Source organism: Henriciella sp. AS95, assembly GCF_038900055.1.
Lineage (GTDB): Bacteria > Pseudomonadota > Alphaproteobacteria > Caulobacterales > Hyphomonadaceae > Henriciella.
The window spans coordinates 2,952,112-2,977,780 of the sequence record NZ_JBBMQM010000001.1; the positions used below are offsets into that span (position 1 = coordinate 2,952,112).

The window sequence follows — 25,669 nt, forward strand, 5'->3', positions numbered from 1 at the left end:
AGCCAGAAACGAGAAAAGAGCGTCCCAGCTGGGCGCCCTGATCGCAAGACAAAAAAATGGGAGCCACACGAAGTGGCTCCCGAGTTCATCTAGGGACTTAGAATTTGTAGCGACCACCAAAGTAGTAGCGAGCGGCATTTTCCTGGTAGAATTGCATTGCCCGCGTACTGCGCTGGAAGGTTCTGGTGTCTTCCTCGGTCAGGTTGATCGCCTCAAAAGTCAGCGTGAAGTGATCGTTCACCGCGTAGGACACGCTCGCATCGAGCTGTGAATACGCTTCGACATAGACCGGGTCGAACGTCGCGCTGCCATCATTGGCATTGGTCAGGAACTCGTCGCGCCAGTTATAAGCCAGGCGGCTCGAGAAACCGTAATTCTCATAGATCAGCGTGACGTTTGCCGTATCGCTGAGCCCGACCAGGGCGAACTGTGAGGCTTCGGCAGAGGTATTGTCGAACCCGACATCACCATCCACGATCGTGTAGCTACCCGCCACACCGAAGCCGGTGTCGCCGAAGAAGTGCTGACCCTGGATTTCGAGACCATTGATCTTGGCGTCCTGATTGTTGATCGGCTGCGCCACACTGAACAGGAGCAACGGATCGGTGCCATCAGGCGACACATCATAAGTGGTCTCGATATCGCCGTAGTCACCCGAAGTCAGGGTGCCATCGGGCTGCAGCAGGCCGCTGAGCTCGGTGCGGGCCGCAGCAATGCCGTTCGCATCGATGAGGGCCGTCGCGGCAAAGAAGTTGTCCTGGTTGATGACAGCGCCAAGCTCATTGAGCAGCTCGATGGCATCACCCGAACGCGTCCCGGCGGCACCAGACGTCACATCCGTCACGCCGAACAGGTTTTGCGAGACGTTCTCTTCACCGATGAAGTTGCTCACCCGTTTCTCGAACAGGCCGACGGAGAGATAGCTATCGGTGTCGTAATACCACTCGAAGGAGACATCGAAGTTCTCCGATTCCAGTGGCAACAGCGCCGGGTTGCCGCTCGAGGCCGACACATTACCGCCCAGGAAGGTCGGTGCGTTCGGTGTTCCGACCGTGCCGCTTACGAAGAGGTTGTTGTAGGCGGCCCGTGCCAGCGTCTTCGAATAGGACGCCCGCGCTCTGACATTGTCAGTGATATCGACGGCGAGGTCGATATTCGGCAGGAAGTTGTCGTAGGAGGCTGACTGAGAGAAGCCATTTGCGTCAGCGGCGACAAGGCGGATGAAGTCCTGGTTGCCTTGCCAGACAATACCCGTCGTCGGAAGCGACGAGGTGCTGGATGTGACGTCCGTTTCTTCATATCGAATACCCACCGACAGATCCGCCGGACGATTTGCAATGTCGAACTCCGTGCTGAACTGCGCATAGACCGCCATCACGTCTTCCTCAATCGAGTCGACATTGTTGGTGTTGCGGGTCAGCGTGCGGCCTTCATCACCGGAGTTCGGGATACCGTCATAACCGTCCGGGCTGCCATAGACCGGGCTGAGCGCAGCGAAGATCGCGCCTGCGTCGCCGCGAAGGCCGTACACCTTGTTGTTGACCGGCTGACCGGCAAGGGTCACCCCGCCAATCGGTGCGTCGAAGCGGCAGGACATGCAGTACACCTGCAGGGCGCCGGGCGCGTACTGCTCGATGTCACCGCGGTTCTCACCGCCCCAGTTACCCATGACCTGCTGGAACTGGTTCTGCTCGGAGTAATTGGACTGCGTGCGGTAATTACCACCGAACACAATCTCCGAAGACGAATCCAGCTCCCAGGTTGCGCGAAGGTCGAACTGTTCGACCTCGTTTTCCTGCGTAAGCTGAAGCAGTTGGTTAGCGATGGAGGAGCCAGCCTGTGCCGGATCGACAGCACGGCGCGCAAGCTCATCTTCAGTGAGGCCTGAGACTGCCGCCGTATTGTCCACGATGATCTGCATGATCGGAACATCAGGGCCGTAATTCACACCGTGAGACAGCGTGCCGGCATCCGGCGTGGCGAACATCTCGACGCCAACATTGATCTCCGAGAAGCCCATCGGACCGTTCGGCAACACTTCCGCCTTGGATGAATGCGCATCAAAGGCGAGCGTCAGCGAGTCATTGACGTCATATTCGAGGTTGAACCCATAAGAGTTCAGCTTGTCTTTCACGTCCCGGCGCTGCTGCTGCATGGCTTGGGAACGATTATCTACAGGCTCCGACAGGAAGACGGTCGTTGGGACCGGGCTGTTATCGAAAATCACATCGGTGAACGAACGGCCAAACCAGTTCGAGATATCGTAGCGCTGCTCTTCGGACTCGTTCACAGCGAAGGTGTAGTCAGCCGTCATGCGAATGGCGTCAGTCGGCTCAAATTGAGCAACGATCTGGCCATTCGTCCGCTCACGACTGAATTCGGAGAAGTGATAGCGGCTGTCAAACGGCGTCGTGATTAGCGTGTTCGGATCGTCCGGCGCATTCACGATGTTGGCGTTGGAACCATCGGTCGCGAGGAACTGGCTGTATGGAATGGAATTCCATTGTGCTGAGGTCGCTGACGGCGCAGCGCTGTCACGGCGCGAATAGCTACCGAAAACGCCGACACCAAACCGCCTGTCCGGACTTGTCCAGTTCATCAGGCCGCTGATTTCCGGCGTGATGTCATCACCCGTATCGACGGACGTATCCATCATGGCTTTGCCACCAATCGTGGCTTCGAAACCATCGCGCTCAAGCGGGCGAAGGGTCACGATATTCACCGTTGCGCCGATGCCGCCAGAGGCAATATCTGCCCGGCCGGTCTTGTAGACTTCAAGCGCCTGGATGCCGTCAGCGGCAAGATCCGCAAAGTCGAATGAGCGGCCGGTGCCGCTCGGGACATTATTGCCGAGGCCGACAAGCGGCGCGTCAGCGGTCGGCATGGTACGACCATTGAGCGTGACGGCGTTGAAGTTCGGGCCAAAACCACGAACCGTAATCTGGGAGCCTTCGCCGTTCACACGGTTGATCGAGACACCCGGAATGCGCTGCAGCGATTCTGCGAGGTTTGTGCTTGGAAACTTGCCGATATCCTCGGCGTTGATCGCGTCGACAACGCCTTGCGCGTCGCGCTTGTAATCCATCGAATCTTTCAGCGACTGACGGATGCCGGTGACGACAACCGTGTCCTGGCGCGCTTCGTCTTCATCCGACGAATCTTGCGCGACTGCTACGCCGGCAAGCGCGGCCGCCGACAGTGAAAAGACTGAAACACCACGCATGAGTCGCGTGATTTTTGATTGGGCACAAAGGTGCGTACGCCCCGATTTAGACATCTGATTTCCTCCCTCATATGTCTCGTAGACTATTAGTTGACTACGTTGTCATTACCTGCCACTTCTCATTCTTGTCTTACGTTGTCAACTGGTTGTCACGAAGTCACTTAAAGAAACGATGGGGAAATCGGCAGGTGTGTCGATTTGGTCACGCAAGAATACAGGCCTCGACCAATGCGCTGGGGCCCGGGAGGAGAAAAATGTCTCGTATTGAATCGGCCGTAAAGCAGCGGTCATCCCTCACTCACAATCGCCTGTTCCGCAACGCTTCGCTGATGGCCCTGTTTGTTGCCCTGGCGAGCTGCCAGTCGGTGCCGGAAAAGCAGATCACCGATACACCGGACGAAACGGCGGAAACCACCGAAACGCCTGACGCCAGCCAGACAGCAAATGCCTCACCGTCCGACATCCATCCCGAACTCTGGCCTTCCATAGAGACGCCGCCGCTCGACCCGGCCATTGAAGCGCGAATCGACGAGATCCTGCCGCAACTCACCCTTGAACAGAAGGTCGGCCAGGTCATTCAGGCCGACAGCGGCTCCGTCACGCCGGAAGAGGTCAAGCAATACCGGCTGGGGTCGGTCTTGAGCGGCGGTAATTCCGCGCCGGGCGACAAGCCTTATGCCGACGCCGCCACATGGCTCGCGGCTGCCGACGCATACTATAATGCATCGATCGACCCTGAAGGCGTGGAGATCGCGATCCCGGTTATCTGGGGCATCGACGCCGTCCACGGCCATGCGAATCTTCTCGGCGCGACCGTCTTCCCGCACAATGTCGGCCTCGGCGCGACGCACAATCCGGAGCTGATTGGCGAGATCGCGTCGGCCACCGCTCAGGAACTCAACATCTCCGGTCATGACTGGACCTTCGCGCCGACCCTCGCAGTCCCGCAAAATGACCGCTGGGGCCGCACCTATGAAGGCTTTTCCGAAGCCCCGTCCATCGTCGCTTCTTATTCCGCTGAAATCGTCAACGGCCTGCAAGGCAAGACCGGCGCCGAAGACTTCATGGACAACACGCACGTCATCTCCAGTGCCAAGCACTATCTCGCCGATGGCGGCACGGAGAATGGCATCGATCAGGGTGACGCGCTGATCAGCGAAGCGGAGCTGCGCGACATTCATGCCGCTGGCTACGCCCCCGCCGTCGAATCGGGCGTCCTGTCCGTCATGGCGTCCTTCTCTGCCTGGCAGGGTGTGCGCATGCACGGCAATAAGGACCTGCTGACCGACGTCCTGAAAGACCGGATGAATTTCAACGGCTTCGTTGTGGGAGACTGGAACGGGCACGCGCTGATCAAAGGCTGCACAGCCACTGACTGCCCGCAGGCACTCAATGCCGGGCTCGACATGTACATGGCGCCCGACAGCTGGCGCGGCCTTTATGAGTCCACACTGGAACACGTCAAATCCGGCGTCATCCCGATGGACCGGCTGGATGACGCGGTGCGCCGCATCCTGCGCGTAAAGCTCGCCGCAGGCACCTTTGAGAAAGGCGCACCCAGCACACGTCCGCTCGCCGGCGATCTGTCCCAGCTCGGATCAGCGGACCACCGCGCCCTCGCCCGCCAGGCTGTGCGCGAATCGCTGGTGCTCCTGAAAAACAATGACGGCGTCCTGCCGCTCGATACGAATCAGACCGTGCTTGTCGTCGGCCCCGGCGCCGATTCGATTGCGAAAGCCTCCGGCGGCTGGACCCTGTCCTGGCAGGGCGCGGGCCATTCCAATGATGAATTCCCAGGCGGCCAATCGATCCTGAGCGGCATCACAAATGCTGTTTCCGAGGCGGGCGGCGACGTCATTTTCAGCCCGGACGCCTCCGCAGACGTCGATGCCGATGTCGTCATCGCCATTTACGGCGAAGATCCTTATGCCGAGTTTCGCGGTGATCTTCCCAATGTTGACTTCATGCCAAATGATTTCGACCCGGAGGCCCTGTCCCGGTTCCGCGACGCTGGGACGCCCGTCGTCTCGGTTTTCCTGTCGGGTCGCCCGCTATGGACGAACCCCGAAATCAATATTTCGGACGCCTTCGTTGCGGCCTGGTTGCCCGGCAGCGAAGGCGGCGGCGTCGCTGACATCCTCTTCCAGACGGATCCGAACTTCGATTTCACCGGCCGTTTGTCATACTCATGGCCGAAGCTGGCTTCGCAAAATGAACTCAATGCCGGCAAAGAGCCCTACGACCCGCTTTTCCCGCTCGGCTACGGTCTCTCTTATGATGATGACGGAACTGTTGGCCCACTCAGCGAAGACTCAGGCATCGATGAAAGCGAACGCGGCGACAAAGGCGTTTTCCTGACAAATGGCGCAGCGTCGGTCCCATGGGGCCTGATGATCAATGGCACTCAGGTCGACGCCTTCCCGTTTACGCTTGAAAACGTTGAGGTGTCCTCCATCGATCACACCGCGCAGGAAGACGCCCTGCAAATCGGCTGGTCCGGGCCCGGTGTCTTCGCCATCGGATCCTATGGACAGGACTTCTCACGCGAATCCAATGGCGCGCTCGAACTTGCATTCAACGCCGTCTCACGCGGCGGCCCAGCCTCGCTCGAGGTCGGCATGGGCTGCGATGCTGGCGAAGGAAATGATGAAGACTGCGCCGCCTTCCTGCCCGTTGAGCTGACCTCTGAATGGCAGGAAATCCGCCTGTCGCTCAGCTGTTTCGCGGACCGGGGCGTCAATATGGAATCGCTCGACCGTCCGCTCATCCTGATGGGCACGCCCGGACAAACCGTCGGCATCTCGGAAGTGCGCCTCGCGACAGACACGAACGGGCGCATCGACTGCGGCAGCTAGACCACTGAACACATACGCTTGCGCCGGCCGCATCAGGCCGGCGCTTCTTTTCCACTATGTCCGGGGAGGGACACATGGCTCTGGGAACCATCGACCTGTTTGTGGTCGCACTTTATGCGATCGTTCTGCTTGGGATCGCACTCTTCGTCTCGCGAGAACCGGCGGGCGAAACCAAGGATACCGAGGACTACTTCCTCGCCGGCAAGGCCCTGCCCTGGTGGGCCATCGGCGCCTCGCTGATTGCCGCCAACATCTCGGCCGAGCAGATCATCGGCCAGTCCGGCCAGGGCTTCGTCGTTGGCCTCGCCATTGCCGCCTATGAGTGGCAGGCCGCCCTCGTCCTGATCATTGTTGCGGCCTTCTTCCTGCCCATCTTCCTGAAGCGCGGCATCTACACCATGCCGCAATTCCTCGAGACCCGCTTCGGCGCGAGCGTGAAGACCATCATGGCGGTGTTCTGGATCTTCCTGTTCACAGCCGTGAACCTCACCACCGTCCTCTATGGCGGCGCGCTCGCCATTCGCGAAGTGACCGGCCTTGGCGTCTTCACAGGCATGTGCTGCCTCGCCAGTTTTGCCCTGCTCTATTCGCTCTATGGCGGTCTCAAGGCCGTGGCCCTGACCGACATTATCCAGGTCGTCATCCTGATCATCGGGGGCTTTGCGATTACCGTCATTGTCCTCGGCCTCGTCGGCGGAGACAGCGGCGCTATTGGCGGCCTCTCCACACTGATGGACGACTTGCCAGGTCATTTTGAAATGATCCTTTCGCGCGACCATCCCAGCTATGGAAACCTGCCCGGTATCTGGACGCTGCTTGGCGGTCTCTGGGTGCTTCACTTCTCCTATTGGGGGTTCAATCAGTACATCATCCAGCGCGCGCTCGGCGCAGAAAGCCTGACAGAAGCGCGCAAAGGTCTCGCCTTCGCCGCCATCCTTAAATTCCTGATCCCGCTGATCGTCGTGATCCCGGGCATCGCAGCGCTTTGGCTCGCCCAGAATGAACTTCAGGGCCTCAGTGAATCCGCCCTCTCACAGAATCCCGACAGCACCTATGGCGCCCTGATGGCCCTGATGCCGATGGGCATTCGAGGGCTCATCTTTGCCGCCCTGATTGCCGCGATCGTCTCATCGCTGGCGTCGATGATGAACTCCATCTCGACCATCTTCACCATGGATGTGTACCGTGACTACATCGTGCCTGATCGCACTGAGCAGCACTATGTCATTGCCGGCCGCGTGACCGCCTTCGTCGCCATGATCATCGCCCTCAGCCTTGCCATTCCGCTGCTCGGCGGCGGCACCAGCATCTTCCAGACCATCCAGGAATACACCGGCTTCGTGGCGCCTGGCATTGTGGCCGTGTTCCTTCTCGGCTTCTTCTGGAAGCGGACCAATACTGCCGGGGCGTTTGCGCTCCTGATCAGCTCGGTCGTCCTGTCCTTCCTGTTCTATGCGGCAGCGGCCTCATGGGGCGGCGGCGTGGCATCTGTTCTCGGCCCGGTCTTCGATCCGATCCTTGGCCTTGCCAGTTTCACCGTCCGGGACATGCCCTTCGTCGTGCGGATCTGGTTCATCTTCCTGCTCTGCCTGGTCATCGGCGTCGTCGTCTCGCTGCTGACGCCGCCACCAAGCGAAGACCAGCCCGTGGACCTCAGCGGTATCAGCTTCGCGACATCGACCAGCTTCAAGATCAGCGCGGCAATCGTCGTCGCGATCCTGGTCGGTCTCTACGCCCTCTTCTGGTAAGCGTCAGAGACCGTGATATCCTCGGGCGCACGGGGGCCAAATCGTTGCGCCCGAGGATATCTGCCAGCCATGATCGAAACGCTTGTCATCATCATGGGCGTCTCAGCCTGCGGAAAGTCGACCGTCGCGAGCCGGGTCGCTGCCGACCTCGGTTGGCCCTTCATTGAAGGCGATAATCATCACCCGGCGTCGAATGTCGCCAAGATGCAGAGCGGCCAGCCGCTGACCGATGATGACCGGACCGCCTGGCTCGATTCAATTCTGGCGGAGATTGCCCGGACTGACGGCCCAGGCCTCGTCCTCGCCTGCTCTGCCTTGACGCCCTATGTGCAATCGACGCTGCGAAAGGCGGATGCCGCTTCAATCCGCTGGATATGGCTAGATCTCACTCAGGAGGAGGCACTCCAGCGTATGTCGCAGCGGGACCATTTCATGCCGCCGGCGCTCATGGCGAGCCAGTTTGAAGCCCTGTCCCCGCCAGACGAGGCTGAGCGGTTTCACGCCACCGATCCGGTCGAATCGCTGGTCGAAAATATCTGCCGAACGCTGGTTTGATCGCCCAAAACAGGCAACTCAGCCGGTAATTTGACAACGTAGGACAATTGATGCGATATGCCTGACTGACAACGATAACAAACGCGTAAAGCGTACCTTGCTTCTTGGGAGGGAAAGAGGTGACTTCTTCAGTCCGCTGGCGGCTGATTGCTTTGGCAATCGGCCTGGTTCCAGGTCTCAGCGCCTGCACCGTAACACCCCCTTCGACGCAATCGCCTCCGCCGCCCTCAGCGCCGCTGGCGGAAACGTTCAGCCCCCGTGTAAATGATCTGCTTTCAGTCATGACGACTGACGAAAAGCTCGGCCAACTGGTCCAGGCCGCAGGCGGGCGCAGCAAAAACCTCAACTCGCGCCTCACCCCCGAAGAACTGGACCGTGTCCGGCGCGGCGCGGTCGGCTCTTACCTTCATGTGGCCGGGGCAGAGCCCCTTGCCGCTCTGCAAGAGGTCGCCGTGAATGAAGGCCCACACGGCATCCCTCTTCTGTTCGCGATGGATGTCGTTCACGGCTATCGCACCATCTTTCCGGTGCCTATCGCCATGGCCAGCACCTGGGACCCTGATGACTGGCAGCGCGCGGCCGCCATATCGGCTGATGAAGCGACGTCTGCCGGGCTTCACTGGACCTTTGCGCCCATGGTCGACATCGCCCGCGACGGGCGCTGGGGCCGTGTGGTCGAGGGCGCAGGCTCGGACCCCTATCTCGGCAGCCTGATGGCCAGCGCGCAGGTGCGCGGCTTCCAGGGCGAAGACCTTGCTTCAAACAAGACCATGCTCGCCGCGACGAAGCATTTCGGTGCCTATGGCGCGGCCACGGGCGGGCGCGACTATGGCGCCGCCGACATTTCAGACCGCACGCTCAACGAGGTCTATCTGCCGCCTTTCTACGCCGCCGCTGAGGCAGGCTCGGGCAGCTTCATGACGGCATTCAACGATGTGGCAGGCGCTCCGACCACCGGCAATGAAGCCCTCGTCGACGGCGTGCTCCGCGATCGCTGGGGCTTTGACGGCATGATCGTATCGGACTGGAATGCCATTGCAGAGCTGATGAACCATGGCGTCGCGGCCACCCGCGCGGAGGCCGGCGCACTCGCCCTGAAAGCCGGTATCGATATGGACATGACCAGCGGCATTTTCGGCGCTGAGCTGGCCGATGCCATCGCGGCCGATCCATCGCTGATGGCAGACCTGGACAATGCCGTCGGGCGCATCCTGACAACCAAGGAACGGCTCGGCCTGTTCGATGACGCCCTCGCTTACAATGATGCGTCCCGCGAAGCCGAGACGCTGATGTCCCCCGAGTTTCGTCAAGCATCACGAGATATCGCCGCACGCACGGTCGTGCTCCTGAAAAACGAGAACGCAGTCCTCCCACTGCCAGTCGATGGCGAGCAAAACATTGCCGTCATCGGCGCTTTGGCTGACGACCAGCTGACGCAGCTCGGTTCATGGCGCGCGCAGGGCCATGCCGATGATGTCGTCTCCATCCTGGACGGGATTTATGACGCAGCCCCCGAAGGCGCCACGGTCAGCTATGAGCCCGGCGCCGACACCAAAACGGCCAACGCAGAGGACATTGCCGCCGCCGCAGATCTCGCCGCCGCGAGCGATATTGTTCTGCTCGTCATTGGTGAGGATTTCGACCTCTCCGGCGAAGCGCGGTCCCGGTCGGACATCTCTTTGCCAGCATCGCAAAAGCAGCTCGCCGATGCCGTCTTCGCAGCCGGCAAGCCGGTGATTGTGCTGCTTGTAACCGGCCGTCCCCTCGCAATCCCCGAAATTGATGAGCAGGCTGAAGCCGTTCTCAATACATGGATGCTCGGCGTAGAGGCCGGCCCGGCTGTCGCCGACATCGTGTTCGGACAAAAGTCGCCTGCCGGGCGCCTGCCCATCGACTTTCCACGCGCCACTGGCCAGTCGCCAATCACCTATAGCGAGCTGCCCAGCGGACGCCCGGCGGACGCAGATCTTTCCAAGGATTCCAATCGCTATATCGACCGGCCCATCACGCCGCTCTACCCCTTCGGCCACGGCCTCAGCTATGCGAGCTTCGACTACGGCACCCCGACGGTCTCCGCCGCCAATGTCGCCCCGGACGAGGCGTTCACGATCAGCGTCCCGGTCACAAATACCAGCGACCGCGACGCAGAAGAAGTTGTTCAGCTCTACATGCGCGACCCCGTCGCCAGCGTTTCCCGCCCCAAACTCGAGCTTCGTGGCTTTGAGCGCGTCTTCATTCCCGCCGGCGCGACCAGCACGGTCAGCTTCACCCTGACCCCTGCCCAGGCCGCCATCTATGCGGGCGACGGCGACTGGCAGATCGAGCCCGGCGACCTGATCTTCTCGATTGGGGCCTCATCGGCAGACCTCAAAGGATCGGTCAGCGTCAACGTCACCGGCAGCGCATCAACGCGCATTCCCGCCGCCGCCATTCCAACAAAGGTCCAGGTTCAATGATCTCACGCCGCAACATGCTCCTGTCCGGCGCCGCCATGATCGGCATGTCGGCGTGCGCCAGGACGGTGCAAGCCCATCACGCCCGCCTCGGCCCGCTGGAAGTGAGGGACCCGGAATTCAAGACGCTCATCGCGCCTGATGCTGAGCTGGAAGTGCTCGACTCTGGCTATGAATGGAGCGAAGGCCCAACCTGGGACCGCGCTCGCGAAACGCTCTACTTCACGGACGTGCCAAAGAATGTCGCCTTTCAATGGAGCGCCTCAGGCCGCGCCGAGGAATTCCTGAACCCGTCCGGCGCTGCCAGCGTCACGGGCTTTCGGGAGCCAGGCGCCAATGGCCTCTGGTACAGCCAGCGCGGCGACCTGATCATGTGCAATCACGGCCTGCGCCGGATCGAGCGCATGGACATCCAGACCCAAACGCGCACGCCTATCGCAGACGCTTTTGAAGGCCAGCGTTTCAACAGCCCGAACGACGTCGTCGAAGCGGCCGACGGTACGCTCTACTTCACCGATCCTCCCTATGGCCTCGAAGGGCTCGACGAGTCGCCCTTGAAAGAGATGGACGTAAACGGCGTCTACCGTGTCCGGCCCGGCCAGCCGGTCGAGCGTATCATCGCGGACATGACCTTTCCGAACGGCGTCGCGCTCTCACCCGATGGCCGAAAGCTCTATGTCAGCCAGTCCGATCCAGCCGCCCCGCACATCCGCGAACTCACGCTGGACAGCGACGGCAGCATCACCGGTCAACGCATCCTGTTCGACGCCACGGCCCTGATGGATGATGACCATCCCGGCCTGCCGGACGGCATGGCCGTCAGCGACAGCGGTCATATCTTCGCGACCGGCCCCGGCGGCATCCTCGTGCTTGCGACAGATGGCCGGCTCCTTGGCCGGATCTTGACCGGTCGTGCAACAGCCAATTGCGCATTCGGAGAGGACGGAAAGACCCTCTTCATCACGGCGCATGACCGCCTGCTGCGTCTGCGCACCGAGGCCTCCGGCGTGCAATGGATGTAGCGCTATCTGAATACCGCGCCGTCGCCGTCACCCTTGCCGGAATTGCGGCCCTCCTTGTCCTGATCCTGCGCGCGAAGATGAATGCCTTCATCGCGCTGCTGCTCATTGCCATCCTCTGCGCGGTGGCCGCCGGCATGGCGCCAGAGCTAGCCTATCAGTCCGTCACAAATGGCTTTGGCGGCACACTCGGCTTCATCGCCCCGATCATTGGGCTCGGCGCGATATTTGGCGCCATCCTGCAGGCGTCAGGCGGCATCGATGCGCTCGCCCGCGGCGTCGGGCAGATCGGCAGCACGGGCCGTCAGACCTGGACCATGGGCGGCCTCGGCCTGCTGGCGGCAACGCCGGTCTTCTTCGACGTCGCGCTGATCATCCTTCTGCCATTCATTCTCGCGCTCGCCACCCGAGCCAGGCGCCCCGCCATGCTGTTCGGCTTGCCCCTATGCGCTGGCCTCGCCGCCGGCCACGCCTTCATTCCGCCAACCCCCGGCCCCATCGCGATTGCGGAACTCATCGGCGCGGAGCTTGGCTGGGTCATCCTGTTCGGCGCCATTACCGGCCTCATCAGCGTCGCTGTCGCTGGCCCGCTATTCGCCCGTTTCCTCGACCGTCGCGGCGCCCTGCCGGACGGCGACATCGCCTTCGACATTGATACAGACGCCGGCACGCGCCGCGATGTAGCCTTCCCGATCGCCATCGCGCTGATTGCCTTTCCGCTTGCCTTGATCCTCATCGGCACCCTCGCCAAGGCTCTGCTTGGAGCGGGACCTATCCGCGACACGCTCGCAGCAATCGGCCATCCCTTCGCTGCCCTCATTCTCGCATGCGGCGCGACCTGGCTGGCGCTCAAGCCGAAGACCGAAGACCAGAAGACGGCCCTGAAGACCGCCCTGGCGAAATCGCTGGAGCCCACCGGCGCCGTCATTCTTGTCACGGGCGCGGGCGGCGCCTTCAAGCAGGTCCTGGTGGACACGGGCGCAGGCGCAGACCTCGCCGCGGGCGTTCTCGCGCTTGGCCTGACGCCGGTCTTCGCAGGCTTTGTCCTGGCGCAGCTTGTGCGCCTCGCTCAGGGCAGCGCCACCGTCGCCATGATTACCGCCGCCGGGCTCGCCGCACCGATTGTTGACGCAGCTGACCCCTCGCAGCCACAGCTCGGCATAATCGTGATTGCAATCGCCGCCGGAGCCACCGGGTTTTCACACGTCAACGATTCCGGATTCTGGCTGGTCAGCCGCCTGTTCGGCCTCAGCGAAAGCCAGACCTTGCGCACCTGGACCCTTTCGACTGGCCTGATTGGCTTGACCGGCCTCGCGATCTCCTGCCTGCTCTATCTTCTGGTCTAGTGGGAATAGCGGGCGACATGGTGGATCAAGACAGGCGAGACTCGAAACTCATCCGCTTGGTCGGCTATGGCATCGGTGATTTCGGGCTCAACATCTACTGGAACATGCTGTCGATCTGGCTGGTCTACTGGTACACAGATGTCGTGGGCCTGCGCCCCGAAATGGCGGGTTTTCTTTTCCTGATCGCCATGGTGTGGGACGCCATTTCAGACCCCATCGTCGCCGGTGCGTCAGAGCGGGTGCGCACCCGTCACGGCACGTATCGCCCGTTCCTTCTGTTCGGGTCATGCGCGCTCGGGCTCTCCTTCTGCTTCCTGTTCTGGGTCCCGCCCTTTGAAGGGCCGCTGCTGATCATGGCGCTGATCGGGATCACGCTGATTTTCCGCACGACCTACACGCTTGTCGCCGTGCCCTATGCGGCGATGTCGTCCCGCCTCAGCTATGACAGCGTCGAGCGAACCGAGCTTTCAGGCGTGCGCATGTTTTTCGCATTTGGCGGGTTGCTGGTCGTCTCCTTCATGGTGCCGTCTCTGGCCCGCTGGTTCAGCAATGGCAGCCAGTACACCGCGCAGGGCTTCCAATGGGTCGCCATACTGGGCGCCGTGCTCGCGACAGTCGTCATCCTCGTCTGCTTCCTGGCGACGCGGGAAAAACCGGTGCCGTCGAAAGACGCCAATCCCCCCCGCACGGCCCGCGAGATCTGGAGGAATTTCCGTCAGAACCCCGCCTTGCACATGCTGCTCGTCGTCATCTTCCTGCAGTCGGGCGCGAATGCCTCGCTGATGATCTCGCTGGTCTATTTCATCCAGGCCAATCAGGACATCTTCGCAGCCAAGGAAATCGTGCTGTCATCCTTCGCCATCGCGACCATTGCTGGCGTGCCCTTCTGGACAATCCTGATCCGCGACATGGGCAAGAAGCTCGCCTGGAGCCTCTCCTCCATCGCCATTGTGATGTGCGGCCTTCAGATGCTTGTGTTCGGGCCTTTCCTGATCGCTGGCCTGCCGGTTCAGGTCATCGCCTATGGCTTCTGTAGCGCTGCTTTCCCGGTCCTGTTCTGGGCGTTCATTCCCGATACGGTGGAGTTCGGACAGATTCGCTCGGGCGTACGCTCGGAGGGCGTTGCCTTCGGCTCCGTTCTCATCGTCCAGAAGATTTCGGGCGGCGTGATGGGCGTCGTTGTTTCACAAGTTCTGGCGTTGCTCGGTTATGGCGCATCGACCAACGCTCAGAACACCACAATAGCAGACGGACTCACTGTTTTTCTTGCAGTTTGTCCGCCATTGATGTTCGCGCTATCAATGATCCCGGTATGGTTCTTGCCGATCAACAGGAAGATCCATGCCGATATCGTCGGCAAACTATCGAGCGATGCGCAAGAGAAGGATGAGGGGAAAGCCATATCATGACGAAAATGTCTGATGTTGCCGAACACGCCGGCGTGTCGATCAAGACCGTGTCGCGCGTCGTCAATCATGAGCCCCATGTGCAGGACTCCCTGCGCAAGAAGGTTCAGGCATCGATCGATGCCCTCGGCTATGTACCAAGCGCGTCAGCGCGCAGCCTTCGCGCCAGGCGCAGCTACTGCATCCACCTGATCAGCCACACGCTGAACTCGAACTTTGTGCACACCGTGCAATTCGGCGCGCTGCAGGCCTGCCAGGATGCGGGCTATCGAATGATCGTTTCAATGCTCGACACCGAAACATCCGATAATGACAAGTCGCTGGCCCAGTGGTGCGCCAACCTGGTGCAGGAAAGCCGGCCGGACGGGATCATCCTGGTGCCGCCGATCTCGGATAATGAGAAGATCAATGCCGCCATCGCCGCACTGGAGATTCCGACCGTTCGCATCGGTCCGAACACGATCGTTGACCGAAACTCGACCGTGATGATCGACGACCAGGCGGCCGCCCGTGAAATGACCGAACACCTGATCAGCCTTGGCCACAAACGCATCGGCTTTGTGCGCGGCAAGGAAGAACAGGGGGCAACCCACAAACGCTTCGCCGGTTATCGCGACGCCCTTGAGGCAGCGGGCTTGCCCTTCGACCCTGCCCTGGTTCAACCCGGCCTCTTCGACTTCGAGACCGGCCTTGCCGCAGGTGACGCGCTTCTCAAGATGGACGAGCATCCCACCGCAGTCTTCGCAGCGAATGATGCCATGGCTGCCGGCGTCCTGGTGGCGGCTCACCGGGCCGGTATCAAAGTGCCTGAGCAGCTCTCGATTGTCGGCTTCGATGATGCTGAAATCGCGCAGGTCATGTGGCCGGCACTGACCACGGTACGCCAACCCCTTCAGGAGCTTGGCGCCGAAGCGATGCATCTCGTCACCACCCTGGCAGGCAAGTCGAACAAGACCAGCAAGCCGATCACCACCTGCCTGCCCTATGAATTGATTGAACGCCAGTCGACCGGTCCCGCCTGATCCGTCAGCCAGGCCGCAAGCGTCCATCGGCAACAATTCTCACCGGCCTTCCCACCCGACCCGCCTGCATGTTGAGGCGCCCTGAACCGGCAGCGCGGCACCGCCCCTACGCCCAGAATCACTTGCCCTGCTTGACTCATCCACTTCACGAACATAAATAACTGACCGGTCAGTTAGATATTGTATTGTAGAATGAAGATCCTCAGGGCTCGAAGCGAAGAAGCGAAAGACGATCGCCGTCAGGCCCTCCTCGAGGCAGCCCTGGACGAGTTTTTCGAAAAAGGCTTTGCCGCCTCGCGCATGGCCGACATCGCCAAGCGCGCGCACCTGTCAAAGGGCACGCTGTATCTCTACTTCGACTCCAAGGAAGACCTGTTCAAGGCGCTTGTTGAAACCCTCGCCGCGCCGAACATCGACCAGATCGAGTCGATTGCCGAAACCTCGCACTCCCTCGAGCAAGCGCTTGCCGGCATGCGTGCGCTTGCCCCTCACATCATCCGCGACACGGATCTTCCGCGCCTCATCAAGGTCCTGATCGGCGACAGCCACATGTTCCCGACCATCGTTCAAGCCTATCGGACTCAACTGATCGAACGCGTCTTTTCCATCATCGCCGGAATACTTGAGCGCGCGCACGCCGCCGGCGAGATCGAAGTGGAGAATGCGCCCCTCACCGCGCGTATCGTGATCGCGCCGATTGTTCTCTCCGCCCTCTGGCAGGCCCTGTTCGGCCGCGATCCGACGGCCCACGTCGATCTCGACAAACTGTTTGAAATCCATACCCGCCTTCTGCTCAAGGCGCTTCGCCCGGACCCAGCATCATGACCCTGTTTCGAACCACCGCCCTTGCGCTGTCAGGCGCTGCCCTTCTCGCCGTGGCCGCCTGCTCTGGCGAAAATGAACCCGCCCATCTCGGCTATGTCGAAGCGGACTGGACCTACGTCTCCGCGCCTGCCGCTGGCAAGCTTGTCATTCAAGGCGTCAGGGAAGGCGATGTCGTCGCCCCCGGTGACTTCATCTTTCAGCTCGACGAGACCGCAGAACAGGCCGCCCTCGCCGAGGCCGAAGCCCGCGTCAAGCAGGCTGCCGCCGAAGCCCGCAACCTCGACACCGGCGCACGCGACCCCGAAATTCGAGAGCTCCGCGCCGCATTGAGCGAGGCCGAAGCCCGTCTCGCCAAAGCCGAAAAAGACCGCGACCGCATCTTCCCGCTGATCGAGCAAGGCCTGGAACCCAAAGCCCGCAAGGATGCGATCGAAACCGAGATCGCCGCCGCTCAAGCCGCCGTCGAGGCAGCCCGCCAGCGGATCGCCTCCGCCACCCTGCCTGCCCGCGACGGCTCAAGGGAAGCAGCGCAATCGGCCACCGTGTCTGCAACAGCCGCCAAAGACCGCGCCGCATACCAGCTCAGCGAACGCCGTGTCATGGCCCCTGAAGCCGGGCGCGTCGAAGAAGTTTTCTACACGGCCGGCGAATATGTCATGCCGGGCGCCCCCGTCATCGCCATCCTCCCGGAAGGCGCCCTCAAGGCGCGTTTCTTCGTGCCGCAATCGGAACTTAGCAGTCTCAAAGCCGGTCAGACCGTCCGCGTCACCGCCGATGGCATGGCGAATCCGGCCAATGCCCGCATCAGCTACATCGCCCACGAAGCCGAGTACGCCCCGCCCGTCATCTATACCCGCGAGACACGCAGCAAGCTCGTTTTCCTGGTCGAGGCTGAACTGCCCGCCGGCGCCGGTTTCCACCCCGGGCTTCCAGTGGAGGTCGACTGGTAATGAGCGACGAACTCGCCATCGACGTGCGGGGACTGGTCAAACGCTTCGGCTCCAAGACGGCAGTCGACGGCGTCGACATCCAGATGCCGCGCGGCGAAGTCTGGGGCTTTCTGGGCCCTAATGGCTCCGGCAAGACCACCACGATCCGCATGATCTGCGGCCTCCTGCGCGCCACCGAAGGTGAAGGCCAGTGCCTCGGCTATGACATTCAGCGTGAGGCGAACAAGATCAAGCTCAAGACCGGCTACATGACCCAGAAATTCTCATTCTGGACCGACATGACGATCCGGGAGAATCTTGAATTCGTCGCGCGCCTCTATCGCCTGCCCCACACAAAACAGGTCGTCGACGAAACGCTTGAGAAGCTTGGCCTCACCGCGCGGCAGAAGCAGCTATCGGGCGCCCTGTCCGGCGGCTGGAAACAGCGCCTCGCCCTCGCTGCGGTCACCATGCACAAGCCCCAGTTGCTCCTGCTGGACGAACCAACTGCCGGCGTCGACCCGCAAGCGCGCCGCGACTTCTGGGACGAAATTCACCAGCTCTCCCTCGATGGCATGACCGTGCTCGTCTCGACCCACTATATGGACGAGGCTGAGCGCTGTGATCGCATCGTCTACCTCGCCAACGGCCACAAGATCGTGGAGGGCACCGTCGCCGAAGTCATCGACCGCTCGGGTCTGATCACCTTCCGCGGCGAAGGCCGGGGTGTAAGACGCCTCGCCGAGGACCTGAAAGGCAAGCCCGGCCTTGAACACGTCGCCTATTTCGGGGCGGCCCTGCACGTGAGCGGTGATGACCGCGACGCCATCAAACGCGCCATCGACACCGCACCCAGCCACGATGTTCACTGGGAAGAAGTCCAGCCCAGCCTGGAGGACGCCTTCATCGCTCTCATGGCAGAGGCCGGCGAAGACGCGCGGGTGCACGCATGACCGGCATCCTGTCCTCCCTCAGCCGCATCTGGGCCGTCTTCATGAAGGAAGTCGTGCAGATGCGCCGCGACCGGCTCACCTTCGGCATGATGTTCGGCATCCCGATCGTCCAGCTGGTCCTCTTCGGCTATGCGATCAATCTCAATCCGAAGCACCTGCCCGCTGCGCTCCTCCTCGAGGAAAACACGCCAATGGTCCGCACCATCGTGCAGGCGCTCGAAACGTCCGAATACTATGATTTCGTGATGCAGACCTCTGACCCGCGAGAGAGCAGCGACCTCCTCGCGCGGGGCGATGTCACTTTCGTTGTCTCCATCCCGGCAGGCTTTACCCGCGACCTTGTCCGCGGCGACCATCCACAAATCCTGATCGAAGCCGACGCCTCGGACCCAGCCGCCGCATCCGGTGCTGTCGGGCAGGCCCAGACCATTATCACCCGTGCCCTCGCGCATGACCTGAAAGGCCCGCTCGCCAATCTGAATGCCGGCCCGCCGCCCGTCGATCTCGTCGTCCACCAGAATTACAATCCGGAGGGCCGCACCAGTTTCAACATCGTGCCCGGCCTGCTCGGCGTGATCCTCACAATGACCCTCGTCATGATCACCGGCATGGCCATGACCCGCGAGGTCGAACAGGGCACGATGGAGAATTTGCTCGCCATGCCGGCGAAGCCGTTCGAAGTGATGCTCGGCAAGATCGCACCCTATGTGGCGGTGGGCGCCATGCAGACCGTGGTCATCCTCGTCGCCGCCCGGCTTCTCTTTAATGTGCCATTCGTCGGCTCGCTCTTCGTCCTCATGATTGGCGGCGCCGTCTTCGTGCTCGCAAACCTTGCGCTCGGCTTCACCATCTCAACCATAGCCGGTTCGCAGATGCAGGCGATGCAGCTTACCTTTTTCATCTTCCTGCCATCGATCCTGCTCTCCGGCTTCATGTTCCCGTTCCGGGGCATGCCGGGCTGGGCACAATTCATCGGCGAGGGCATCCCGCTGACCCATTTCCTGCGCATCGTGCGCGGCGTGATGCTGAAAGACACAAGCCTCGCCCAGCTGCAGTCGCCGCTGATCGCGCTCTGCATCTTCACCGTCATCGTGACCGCCATCGCCCTGCTTCGCTATCGCAGGACGCTCGACTGATGAGACAAACCATGACCCGCCCCATCCTGATCGCCTCGCTCGCCCTGATGACCACGGCCTGCGCATCCATGCAGCATGAACCGGCGCCCGCGCTTGAAGCAGAAACCGGCCCTGTCTGGACCGAGTACCTTCAGGCCTCTGCCATCCATGCCAGCGAGACCGCACCGCCCGTCTGGGAAACGCTGGACGACCCGGTCTTCCAGTCCCTTCTGGCTCGCCTGGACGACAGCAATCTCGACCTCGCTGTCGCGCGGACACGGCTCGCCGAGGCCCGCGCCATCCAGCGCGCCGATGAGGCTGGCCTTGGCCCCGTGGTCGGCAGAAGCGCGTCGGTCACCGCCCAGCGGATCAGCGAAACCGGCAGCCTTCCTGCTGGCCAGATCCCGGGCTTCGAAACCGAACAGATCCTCTATGAGGCCGGCTTCGACGCCAGCTGGGAGATCGACTTTTTCGGGCGCAAGGATGCCCAGCGCGCCCTGAGCGCCGCCAATGTCGCCCTCGCCGAGGAACAGGTCGACGCGGTCCGCTTTGCCCTCAAGGCAGACCTGATGCGCGCCTATGTCGACGCGATTGCAAGCCAGCGCGAATACGCTCTCATCCAGCAAGCAACAGAGCGCCAGAAAGCGCTCTTCGACGCGGCCATCACCCGGCGTGAGTATGGTGAGGCGTCCGACCTTGATGTTGAACGCGCCGAAGCCGCGCTCATCGCCTATCGCACGCGCATTGCGCCGCTTGAGTCGGCGGCGCGCACATCGCTCTATCGCCTGGCCGTCCTCGTCGGCGAAGCGCCGGGCACCTTCCAGGTGACGCTGCCGGGCGACCTTCCCGCAATGGCGCCGCTTGCCATCGACCTCAATTCCACCCTCCTGCGCCAGAGAAGCGACGTCCGCCAGGCTGAGATCGCCTATGTCCAGGCCGCCCGGGCCAGCGACATCGCCGAGCTCGACCTCTACCCCCGCTTTTCCCTCTTCGGCGGCGGCGGGCCGGGCACAACCGATTTCGCCAAATTCCTCGATCCGGCCAGCCTCGCCCTCAATCTCGGCGCCATGGTCGACTGGACGCTGTTCGACGGCGGTCGCAAGGCGGCCCTTGCGGAGGCCTCGACCTCACGCCTCGACCGCGCCGAAGCTGAATACAGCGCTGCCGTTCTCAGCGCCATGCAGGACATCGAGACATCGGCCGCAACCTGGCTCAAGGCCCGCGCGGTTCTCGCTGAACAGGAAAAAGCGACGCTCACCCGCGCTCGCCTGGCCCAGATGGCAACCGCCCGGTTTGACGCCGGCACGGGCACGCGGATCGGCATTCTCGAAGCTGAACGCGATCTTGCTGAAGCGCGGCTTGCCGAAGCGGACGCCAAAGCGGGCGAACTCACCGCCCGTATCGCCCTCGACAAGGCCCTCGGCAGCGACCGCTGAGCCCATCGTCCGGCTGCACGCCGTCCCTCGCCAAGGCTCATAAAAATAGCCTTTTTCGTGATTCATTACGAAAAATTCACGCATAAAGAGATATTAGTTGATTGCTGGAACGAACCGCTTAAGGCTGATTCTGATGAGCTATATGTTCAGCTGACTGGTAGCCTCAGGACTTTGACGGTTACCTCGATGGGGACGATGTAGGTGGGTGGGACATTGAGATTTGAACACGGCCATCGCGCGCGGCGCGGTGCGGCGAAAATAGTGCTGTCAGCATTTTCTGCTGGAGCAATTGCATGATTTCCGCCCTGCAGAACCGATACAATACGTTGTTCGATGCAACGCTCGGCAAGCTGTGGATCGCAAGAGTCTGGAACGGTATTGACCGGACAATACCCGCCGGCCGCCGGCCTCTTGTCAGAGCGGACATACTGCTGGCGCTCGCCTTTGGCGTCCTTGGCGCTGCGATCTCGCTCTGGGCCTTTTCCCAGACCAATCGCGTGGCTGAACTCCACACCACGTTCAATTTGTGGCTACACGCCGATGCGCCCCGCGTGGCCGAAAACATGGTCACGACCAGCGGGGATCACGGCCGCACATCGGTGCATCCCGTCTTCTCAATCCTGATCTTTCCATTTGGTGGATTGCTGACCGCCCTCGGCATGGAGCCTTTGGCGGCGGCAAAATCCCTCATCATTGTCATGATGGGTGTGAACGCCGCGCTTTTCAGCCTGACGATACGTCTGCTCGGCCTGCCGCGGATTGCCGTGGCGCTGTTCACGACGCTTTTCATGGCGACGGCCAGCTTCCTGTTCTGGGGCGCCCTGGTCGAGAGCTTTCCGTTTTCCTGTTTCGGCGTCCTGATATCCCTGTTCATGATGTTCCGGGTGAAGACGGCTCACTGGGCCTGGTGGATCGCGGTCAATGTGCTGTCCATCGGCTTCCTCGTCACCAACTGGATGTTCGGTCTCATCGCGATGGCCGTCCGGCTGAAGCTCAAGCCTTTCGTCACAATCGCCGCCGCCTCCTTCGTGCTGACGGTCATGCTGTCGGTGCTTCAGAATACGAGCTTTGAGAAAGCGGCGATTTTCATCAATCCGCATACGCTGACGCGTGAGGCCAATTATTTCCAGCCGGCCATGGAAGAAAAGGGAATCTACGAAGAAGGCTGGCGGCCGCTCAACAATCTGCGCAGCACGTACGTGACAACCGTCGTCGCCATGCCGGTCTACATCCAGCAGCAGACCCATATGCGCCTTGCGACGACCAACCAGAATTCCAGCTTTCCGGAGGGCGAACTCTCCCCCGTCATCGCCGTGATCGCATGGGTCTTGCTCTTTGGCCTGGGGCTATGGGGCGCGGTTTTACGCAAGGATCTGCGATTGCCTCTGATTGGGGCGGGGGCCGCCCTGGTCCTGCAGACCCTCCTCCACCTCATCTACGGCGAAGTGACATTCCTCTACAGCATGAGCTTCATGCCGCTGCTCATCCTGTTTGCGAGCTGCTCATGGTTCTCCCCCTATCGCACGGTTTCAATCGTGGCGGCTGGACTGGTCCTGGTGTTTGGCGTCATCAACAATACGAGCCGCTTTCAGGAGACCATCGACGTCGCCGACTGTCTGGCCGATGTCGACTCCGTGAAGGCCTTGCAGACCTGGGACTATATCAGAGCCAATAATGGGCCGGAGCTGACGGACTATGACGGGCTTCAGGTCGATACAGTGGATTTGTGCGGAACGAAAACGCCCAGATAAGGGCGCATCGCAACGCAATATCATCTCTCGGCGGCATGAGACTTGAATAAACGACCCTCAATGCACGTCCAACAGTTCGGAAATTGCCTACGTGATCAGCGCTATACAGACACGATATAACTGGCTGTTCGATGCCACGGTCGGCAAGCTCTGGGTCACCCGGACATGGGACGCGGTGGACCGGGCTCCCTCCACCACGCGCCAGGCCCTGTCGCGGTCAGATACGCTCATGGCGCTCGGCTTCGGCCTGGTCGGTATCGCTGTCTCGATCTGGGCCTTCATGCAGACCGGCCGCGCGCCGGATATTCATCAGATGTCGAGCCTCTGGCTTCAGGCTGATGTGCCGCGGCTGGCGGAGAACATGGTCTCAACGGCTGGCAATAACAGCCGCACCGCCGTTCATCCGGTTCTGTCCATCCTGCTCTATCCGTTTGGCAAGCTGCTGACCGTCGCGGGCATGGACCCGCTGATGGCCGCAAAAACGCTGATTGTCCTGATTATGGGCGCGAATGCCGCGCTTTTCAGCCTGACGGTGCGCCTTCTCGGCCTGCCGCGCCTGGTGGTCGCTGCCTTCACCCTGCTCTTCATCGCGACGGCGAGCTTCATGTTCTGGAGCGGTATCGTCGAAAGCTTCCAGTTCTCCGGTTTCGCGCTCATCCTGTCGCTCTTCATGATGCTCCGCATCAACACCGCCCACTGGGGATGGTGGGTGCTGGTGAGTTTGCTCTCGCTCGGCTTTCTCATCACCAACTGGGTCTTCGGCCTGATCGCCATGGCCGTGCGCCTGAAGCTCAAGCCCTTCGTATCCGTCGTGATCATTTCGCTCACGGCCGCAGTCGCCCTGTCGATCGCCCAGAACGCCGCGTTCAGCAAGGCGTCGTTCTTCTTCAATCCCAAGCCGTTGATGCACGAGACGCATTTCCTGCAAACCAGCATGGCGGCGGACGGCACCTATGAAGAAGGCTGGCAGCCTGTCTCCAATCTGCGCAGCATCTATGTCACCTCGGTCGTCGCGATGCCCGCCTACCCGCAACAACAGGGCTATGGGCGTCTGACCACAACCAACCAGAATTCGGGCCTCCCGAAAGATGAAATTTCGCCGCTGATTGCGATCGCGGCATGGGTCCTTCTTTTTGGACTGGGCCTCTGGGGCACCATTCTGCGCCGGGACATCAGGCTCCCGCTCATCGGCGCGGGGCTGATGCTTCTCGTGCAAACGGGGCTTCACCTCATCTACGGCGAAGTGACCTTTCTCTACAGCCTCAACTTCATGCCGCTGCTCATCCTGTTTGCCAGCTGCGCCTGGTTTGTCCCGTGGAAACAGGCGGCAGTCGCACTGGCCAGCCTCGTTATCGTCTTCGGCGGCATCAACAATGAACGCCGCCTGCAGCAGACGATCAATCTCACTGATTGTCTGGCGGACAATGAGGTCGTCAGAACCCATCAGAACTGGGACATCATCAAGACTGAAACCGTCGGCGAAGCGCGGGACGCCCACCTCGACATCAAAATCGATGAGCGCTGCAAGGCGCTTTACGTCGCCCCAGCGACAAGCCGAGGCGCAGACACATGATCCAGGCGCTGCAATCGCGATACAACGCCCTGTTCGATGCCACGATCGGCAAGCTCTGGGTCACGCGCCTTTGGGACCGTGTCGACCGCACCTTGCCCGCCACAAGGCAGACGCTGTCGCGGACCGATATTCTGATGGCCATCGGGCTCGGCCTCATCGGCGCCGCTGTTTCCATCTGGGCATTCCTTCAGACCAATCACGCCCCTGACATCCACGCGACCTTTAATCTCTGGTTCCAGGCCGATGTCACCCGTTCAGCTGAAAACATGGTCACGACAGGCGGCGCCCATGGACGAACCTCCGTCCACCCCATCTTCTCGATCCTGCTTTATCCGTTCGGGAAATTGCTGACGATCCTGGGAGTTGAACCGCTCCTCGCCGCAAAGGCACTTGTGGTCATGATCATGGGCGCCAACGCTGCGCTGTTCAGCCTGACGGTGAGGCTCCTCGGCCTGCCGCGCCTTGTGGCCGCGATCTTCACGCTTGTCTTCGTTTCGACAGCAGGCTTCATTTTCTGGAGCGGCGTGGTCGAAAGCTACCCGTTTTCCTGCTTCGCGCTGGTGCTGTCCCTGTTCATGATGCTGCGGGTCCAGACCGCCCATTGGGGATGGTGGATGGTCGTCAGCGTCCTCTCGCTCGGCTTTCTGATAACGAACTGGGTCTTCGGCGTGATCGCGATGGCGGTCCGGCTCAAGCTGAAGCCATTTCTGACAATCCTGATTGCATCCTTCTCGCTGGTCGTGGTGCTGTCGATCATCCAGAACGCGACCTTCGACAAGGCCGCCCTGTTCTTCAATCCAAAGCCGCTCCTGCGCGAAACCCAGTTCCTGCAGCCGACAATGGAAGCAGAGGGGACGTATGAGGAAGGCTGGCAGCCGACCTCCAATCTTCGCAGCCTCTATGTAACGACCGTTGTCGGCATGCCTGTCTATGTGCAGCAGCAGACCATGATGCACCTGGCGACCACCAATCAGAATTCCGGCTTCCCGGAAGGCGAGATTTCGCCGCTCATAGCGGTCGCCGCATGGGTTCTTCTGTTCGGGCTTGGCATCTGGGGTGCCGTTCTGCGAAGGGATTTGCGGCTTCCGCTGCTGGGCGCCGGCCTGATGTTGCTCATGCAGACCATGCTCCACTTGCTCTACGGCGAAGTGACCTTCCTCTACAGCCTCAACGTGATGCCATTGCTCATCCTGTTTGCGAGCTGCGCCTGGTTCATCCCCTGGAAACCGGTTGCCCCCGTCCTCGCCAGCCTGGTTGTCGTCTTCGGCGCCATCAATAATGAGCGCCGTCTTCAACAGACGGTACAAGTCGCCGACTGCCTGTCCGACTTCGAAACGGTGAAACGACTGCAGACATGGGAAACCGCCAGACACGGCCTCGATTTCGACCCCGCCGACTATCCGGAATTACGGGTCGATACGACGGACATCTGCGGCACCAAAACCCCATCCTAGTCTGCT

Annotated in this window: 17 protein-coding genes; 16 read left to right on the forward strand and 1 reads right to left on the reverse strand. The window is 61.3% G+C overall.

Features of this window, described 5'->3' with window-relative positions; all coding sequences use genetic code 11:
• Positions 1-97: 97 nt before the first annotated feature.
• Positions 98-3,223, reverse strand: coding sequence for a TonB-dependent receptor (locus tag WNY37_RS14315; protein WP_342974072.1), 3,126 nt, complete (start codon positions 3,221-3,223; stop codon positions 98-100).
• Between the two features lie 254 nt (positions 3,224-3,477).
• Here WNY37_RS14315 and WNY37_RS14320 point away from each other — a divergent pair, with 254 nt between their 5' ends.
• The 16 genes from WNY37_RS14320 to WNY37_RS14395 all read left to right on the forward strand — a co-directional run bounded on the left by WNY37_RS14320 (position 3,478) and on the right by WNY37_RS14395 (position 25,663).
• On the forward strand, positions 3,478-6,078 hold the full coding sequence (locus WNY37_RS14320) for a glycoside hydrolase family 3 N-terminal domain-containing protein (RefSeq protein ID WP_342974073.1): 2,601 nt from the start codon (positions 3,478-3,480) through the stop codon (positions 6,076-6,078).
• A 74-nt stretch (positions 6,079-6,152) separates the two neighbouring features.
• On the forward strand, positions 6,153-7,826 hold the full coding sequence (locus WNY37_RS14325) for a sodium/sugar symporter (protein ID WP_342974074.1): 1,674 nt from the start codon (positions 6,153-6,155) through the stop codon (positions 7,824-7,826).
• 69 nt (positions 7,827-7,895) lie between these two features.
• Positions 7,896-8,381 carry a gluconokinase, GntK/IdnK-type gene (locus WNY37_RS14330; protein ID WP_342974075.1) on the forward strand — a complete coding sequence of 162 codons (486 nt, stop codon included), beginning with the start codon at positions 7,896-7,898 and terminating at the stop codon, positions 8,379-8,381.
• Between the two features lie 281 nt (positions 8,382-8,662).
• The gene (locus tag WNY37_RS14335; protein ID WP_342974076.1) at positions 8,663-10,837 is read left to right on the forward strand and encodes a glycoside hydrolase family 3 N-terminal domain-containing protein; all 2,175 of its coding nucleotides are present in this window, start codon (positions 8,663-8,665) and stop codon (positions 10,835-10,837) included.
• Positions 10,834-11,856, forward strand: coding sequence for an SMP-30/gluconolactonase/LRE family protein (locus tag WNY37_RS14340; RefSeq protein ID WP_342974077.1), 1,023 nt, complete (start codon positions 10,834-10,836; stop codon positions 11,854-11,856). Before WNY37_RS14335 ends, WNY37_RS14340 begins: the two co-directional genes overlap by 4 nt.
• Positions 11,847-13,199 (forward strand): gluconate:H+ symporter, encoded by a 1,353-nt coding sequence (locus tag WNY37_RS14345; protein WP_342974078.1) that lies wholly within the window; start codon positions 11,847-11,849, stop codon positions 13,197-13,199. The genes WNY37_RS14340 and WNY37_RS14345 overlap by 10 nt, the downstream gene beginning before the upstream one ends.
• Positions 13,200-13,216: 17 nt before the next feature.
• Entirely contained in the window at positions 13,217-14,608 is a 1,392-nt protein-coding gene (locus WNY37_RS14350; RefSeq protein ID WP_342974079.1) for an MFS transporter, read from the forward strand.
• Entirely contained in the window at positions 14,605-15,627 is a 1,023-nt protein-coding gene (locus WNY37_RS14355) for a LacI family DNA-binding transcriptional regulator (protein ID WP_342974080.1), read from the forward strand. Before WNY37_RS14350 ends, WNY37_RS14355 begins: the two co-directional genes overlap by 4 nt.
• 192 nt (positions 15,628-15,819) lie before the next feature.
• Positions 15,820-16,452, forward strand: a complete 633-nt coding sequence (locus WNY37_RS14360) for a TetR/AcrR family transcriptional regulator (protein WP_342974081.1) — start codon at positions 15,820-15,822, stop codon at positions 16,450-16,452.
• Entirely contained in the window at positions 16,449-17,402 is a 954-nt protein-coding gene (locus WNY37_RS14365; protein ID WP_342974082.1) for an HlyD family efflux transporter periplasmic adaptor subunit, read from the forward strand. Before WNY37_RS14360 ends, WNY37_RS14365 begins: the two co-directional genes overlap by 4 nt.
• The gene (locus tag WNY37_RS14370; protein WP_342974083.1) at positions 17,402-18,334 is read left to right on the forward strand and encodes an ABC transporter ATP-binding protein; all 933 of its coding nucleotides are present in this window, start codon (positions 17,402-17,404) and stop codon (positions 18,332-18,334) included. The genes WNY37_RS14365 and WNY37_RS14370 overlap by 1 nt, the downstream gene beginning before the upstream one ends.
• The gene (locus WNY37_RS14375) at positions 18,331-19,470 is read left to right on the forward strand and encodes an ABC transporter permease (RefSeq protein ID WP_342974084.1); all 1,140 of its coding nucleotides are present in this window, start codon (positions 18,331-18,333) and stop codon (positions 19,468-19,470) included. Before WNY37_RS14370 ends, WNY37_RS14375 begins: the two co-directional genes overlap by 4 nt.
• An 11-nt stretch (positions 19,471-19,481) precedes the next feature.
• Positions 19,482-20,885 carry a TolC family protein gene (locus WNY37_RS14380; RefSeq protein WP_342974085.1) on the forward strand — a complete coding sequence of 468 codons (1,404 nt, stop codon included), beginning with the start codon at positions 19,482-19,484 and terminating at the stop codon, positions 20,883-20,885.
• A 293-nt stretch (positions 20,886-21,178) separates the two neighbouring features.
• Positions 21,179-22,636 carry a hypothetical protein gene (locus tag WNY37_RS14385; protein ID WP_342974086.1) on the forward strand — a complete coding sequence of 486 codons (1,458 nt, stop codon included), beginning with the start codon at positions 21,179-21,181 and terminating at the stop codon, positions 22,634-22,636.
• Between the two features lie 91 nt (positions 22,637-22,727).
• Positions 22,728-24,209: a hypothetical protein gene (locus WNY37_RS14390; RefSeq protein WP_342974087.1), complete on the forward strand. Its 1,482-nt coding sequence runs from the start codon at positions 22,728-22,730 to the stop codon at positions 24,207-24,209.
• Positions 24,206-25,663, forward strand: coding sequence for a hypothetical protein (locus WNY37_RS14395; protein ID WP_342974088.1), 1,458 nt, complete (start codon positions 24,206-24,208; stop codon positions 25,661-25,663). The genes WNY37_RS14390 and WNY37_RS14395 overlap by 4 nt, the downstream gene beginning before the upstream one ends.
• Positions 25,664-25,669 lie beyond the last annotated feature (6 nt).

What these genes read in the sequence shown, in the direction of transcription:
- WNY37_RS14340 (WP_342974077.1), top strand. Translation starts at nt 10,834, where the DNA reads ATGATCTCACGCCGCAACATGCTCCTGTCCGGCGCCGCCATGATCGGC.
- WNY37_RS14365 (WP_342974082.1), top strand. Translation starts at nt 16,449, where the DNA reads ATGACCCTGTTTCGAACCACCGCCCTTGCGCTGTCAGGCGCTGCCCTT.
- WNY37_RS14315 (WP_342974072.1), bottom strand. Translation starts at nt 3,223, where the DNA reads ATGCGTGGTGTTTCAGTCTTTTCACTGTCGGCGGCCGCGCTTGCCGGC.
- WNY37_RS14320 (WP_342974073.1), top strand. Translation starts at nt 3,478, where the DNA reads ATGTCTCGTATTGAATCGGCCGTAAAGCAGCGGTCATCCCTCACTCAC.
- WNY37_RS14395 (WP_342974088.1), top strand. Translation starts at nt 24,206, where the DNA reads ATGATCCAGGCGCTGCAATCGCGATACAACGCCCTGTTCGATGCCACG.
- WNY37_RS14330 (WP_342974075.1), top strand. Translation starts at nt 7,896, where the DNA reads ATGATCGAAACGCTTGTCATCATCATGGGCGTCTCAGCCTGCGGAAAG.
- WNY37_RS14350 (WP_342974079.1), top strand. Translation starts at nt 13,217, where the DNA reads ATGGTGGATCAAGACAGGCGAGACTCGAAACTCATCCGCTTGGTCGGC.
- WNY37_RS14385 (WP_342974086.1), top strand. Translation starts at nt 21,179, where the DNA reads ATGATTTCCGCCCTGCAGAACCGATACAATACGTTGTTCGATGCAACG.
- WNY37_RS14355 (WP_342974080.1), top strand. Translation starts at nt 14,605, where the DNA reads ATGACGAAAATGTCTGATGTTGCCGAACACGCCGGCGTGTCGATCAAG.
- WNY37_RS14360 (WP_342974081.1), top strand. Translation starts at nt 15,820, where the DNA reads ATGAAGATCCTCAGGGCTCGAAGCGAAGAAGCGAAAGACGATCGCCGT.
- WNY37_RS14345 (WP_342974078.1), top strand. Translation starts at nt 11,847, where the DNA reads ATGGATGTAGCGCTATCTGAATACCGCGCCGTCGCCGTCACCCTTGCC.
- WNY37_RS14325 (WP_342974074.1), top strand. Translation starts at nt 6,153, where the DNA reads ATGGCTCTGGGAACCATCGACCTGTTTGTGGTCGCACTTTATGCGATC.
- WNY37_RS14370 (WP_342974083.1), top strand. Translation starts at nt 17,402, where the DNA reads ATGAGCGACGAACTCGCCATCGACGTGCGGGGACTGGTCAAACGCTTC.
- WNY37_RS14335 (WP_342974076.1), top strand. Translation starts at nt 8,663, where the DNA reads ATGACGACTGACGAAAAGCTCGGCCAACTGGTCCAGGCCGCAGGCGGG.
- WNY37_RS14380 (WP_342974085.1), top strand. Translation starts at nt 19,482, where the DNA reads ATGACCCGCCCCATCCTGATCGCCTCGCTCGCCCTGATGACCACGGCC.
- WNY37_RS14375 (WP_342974084.1), top strand. Translation starts at nt 18,331, where the DNA reads ATGACCGGCATCCTGTCCTCCCTCAGCCGCATCTGGGCCGTCTTCATG.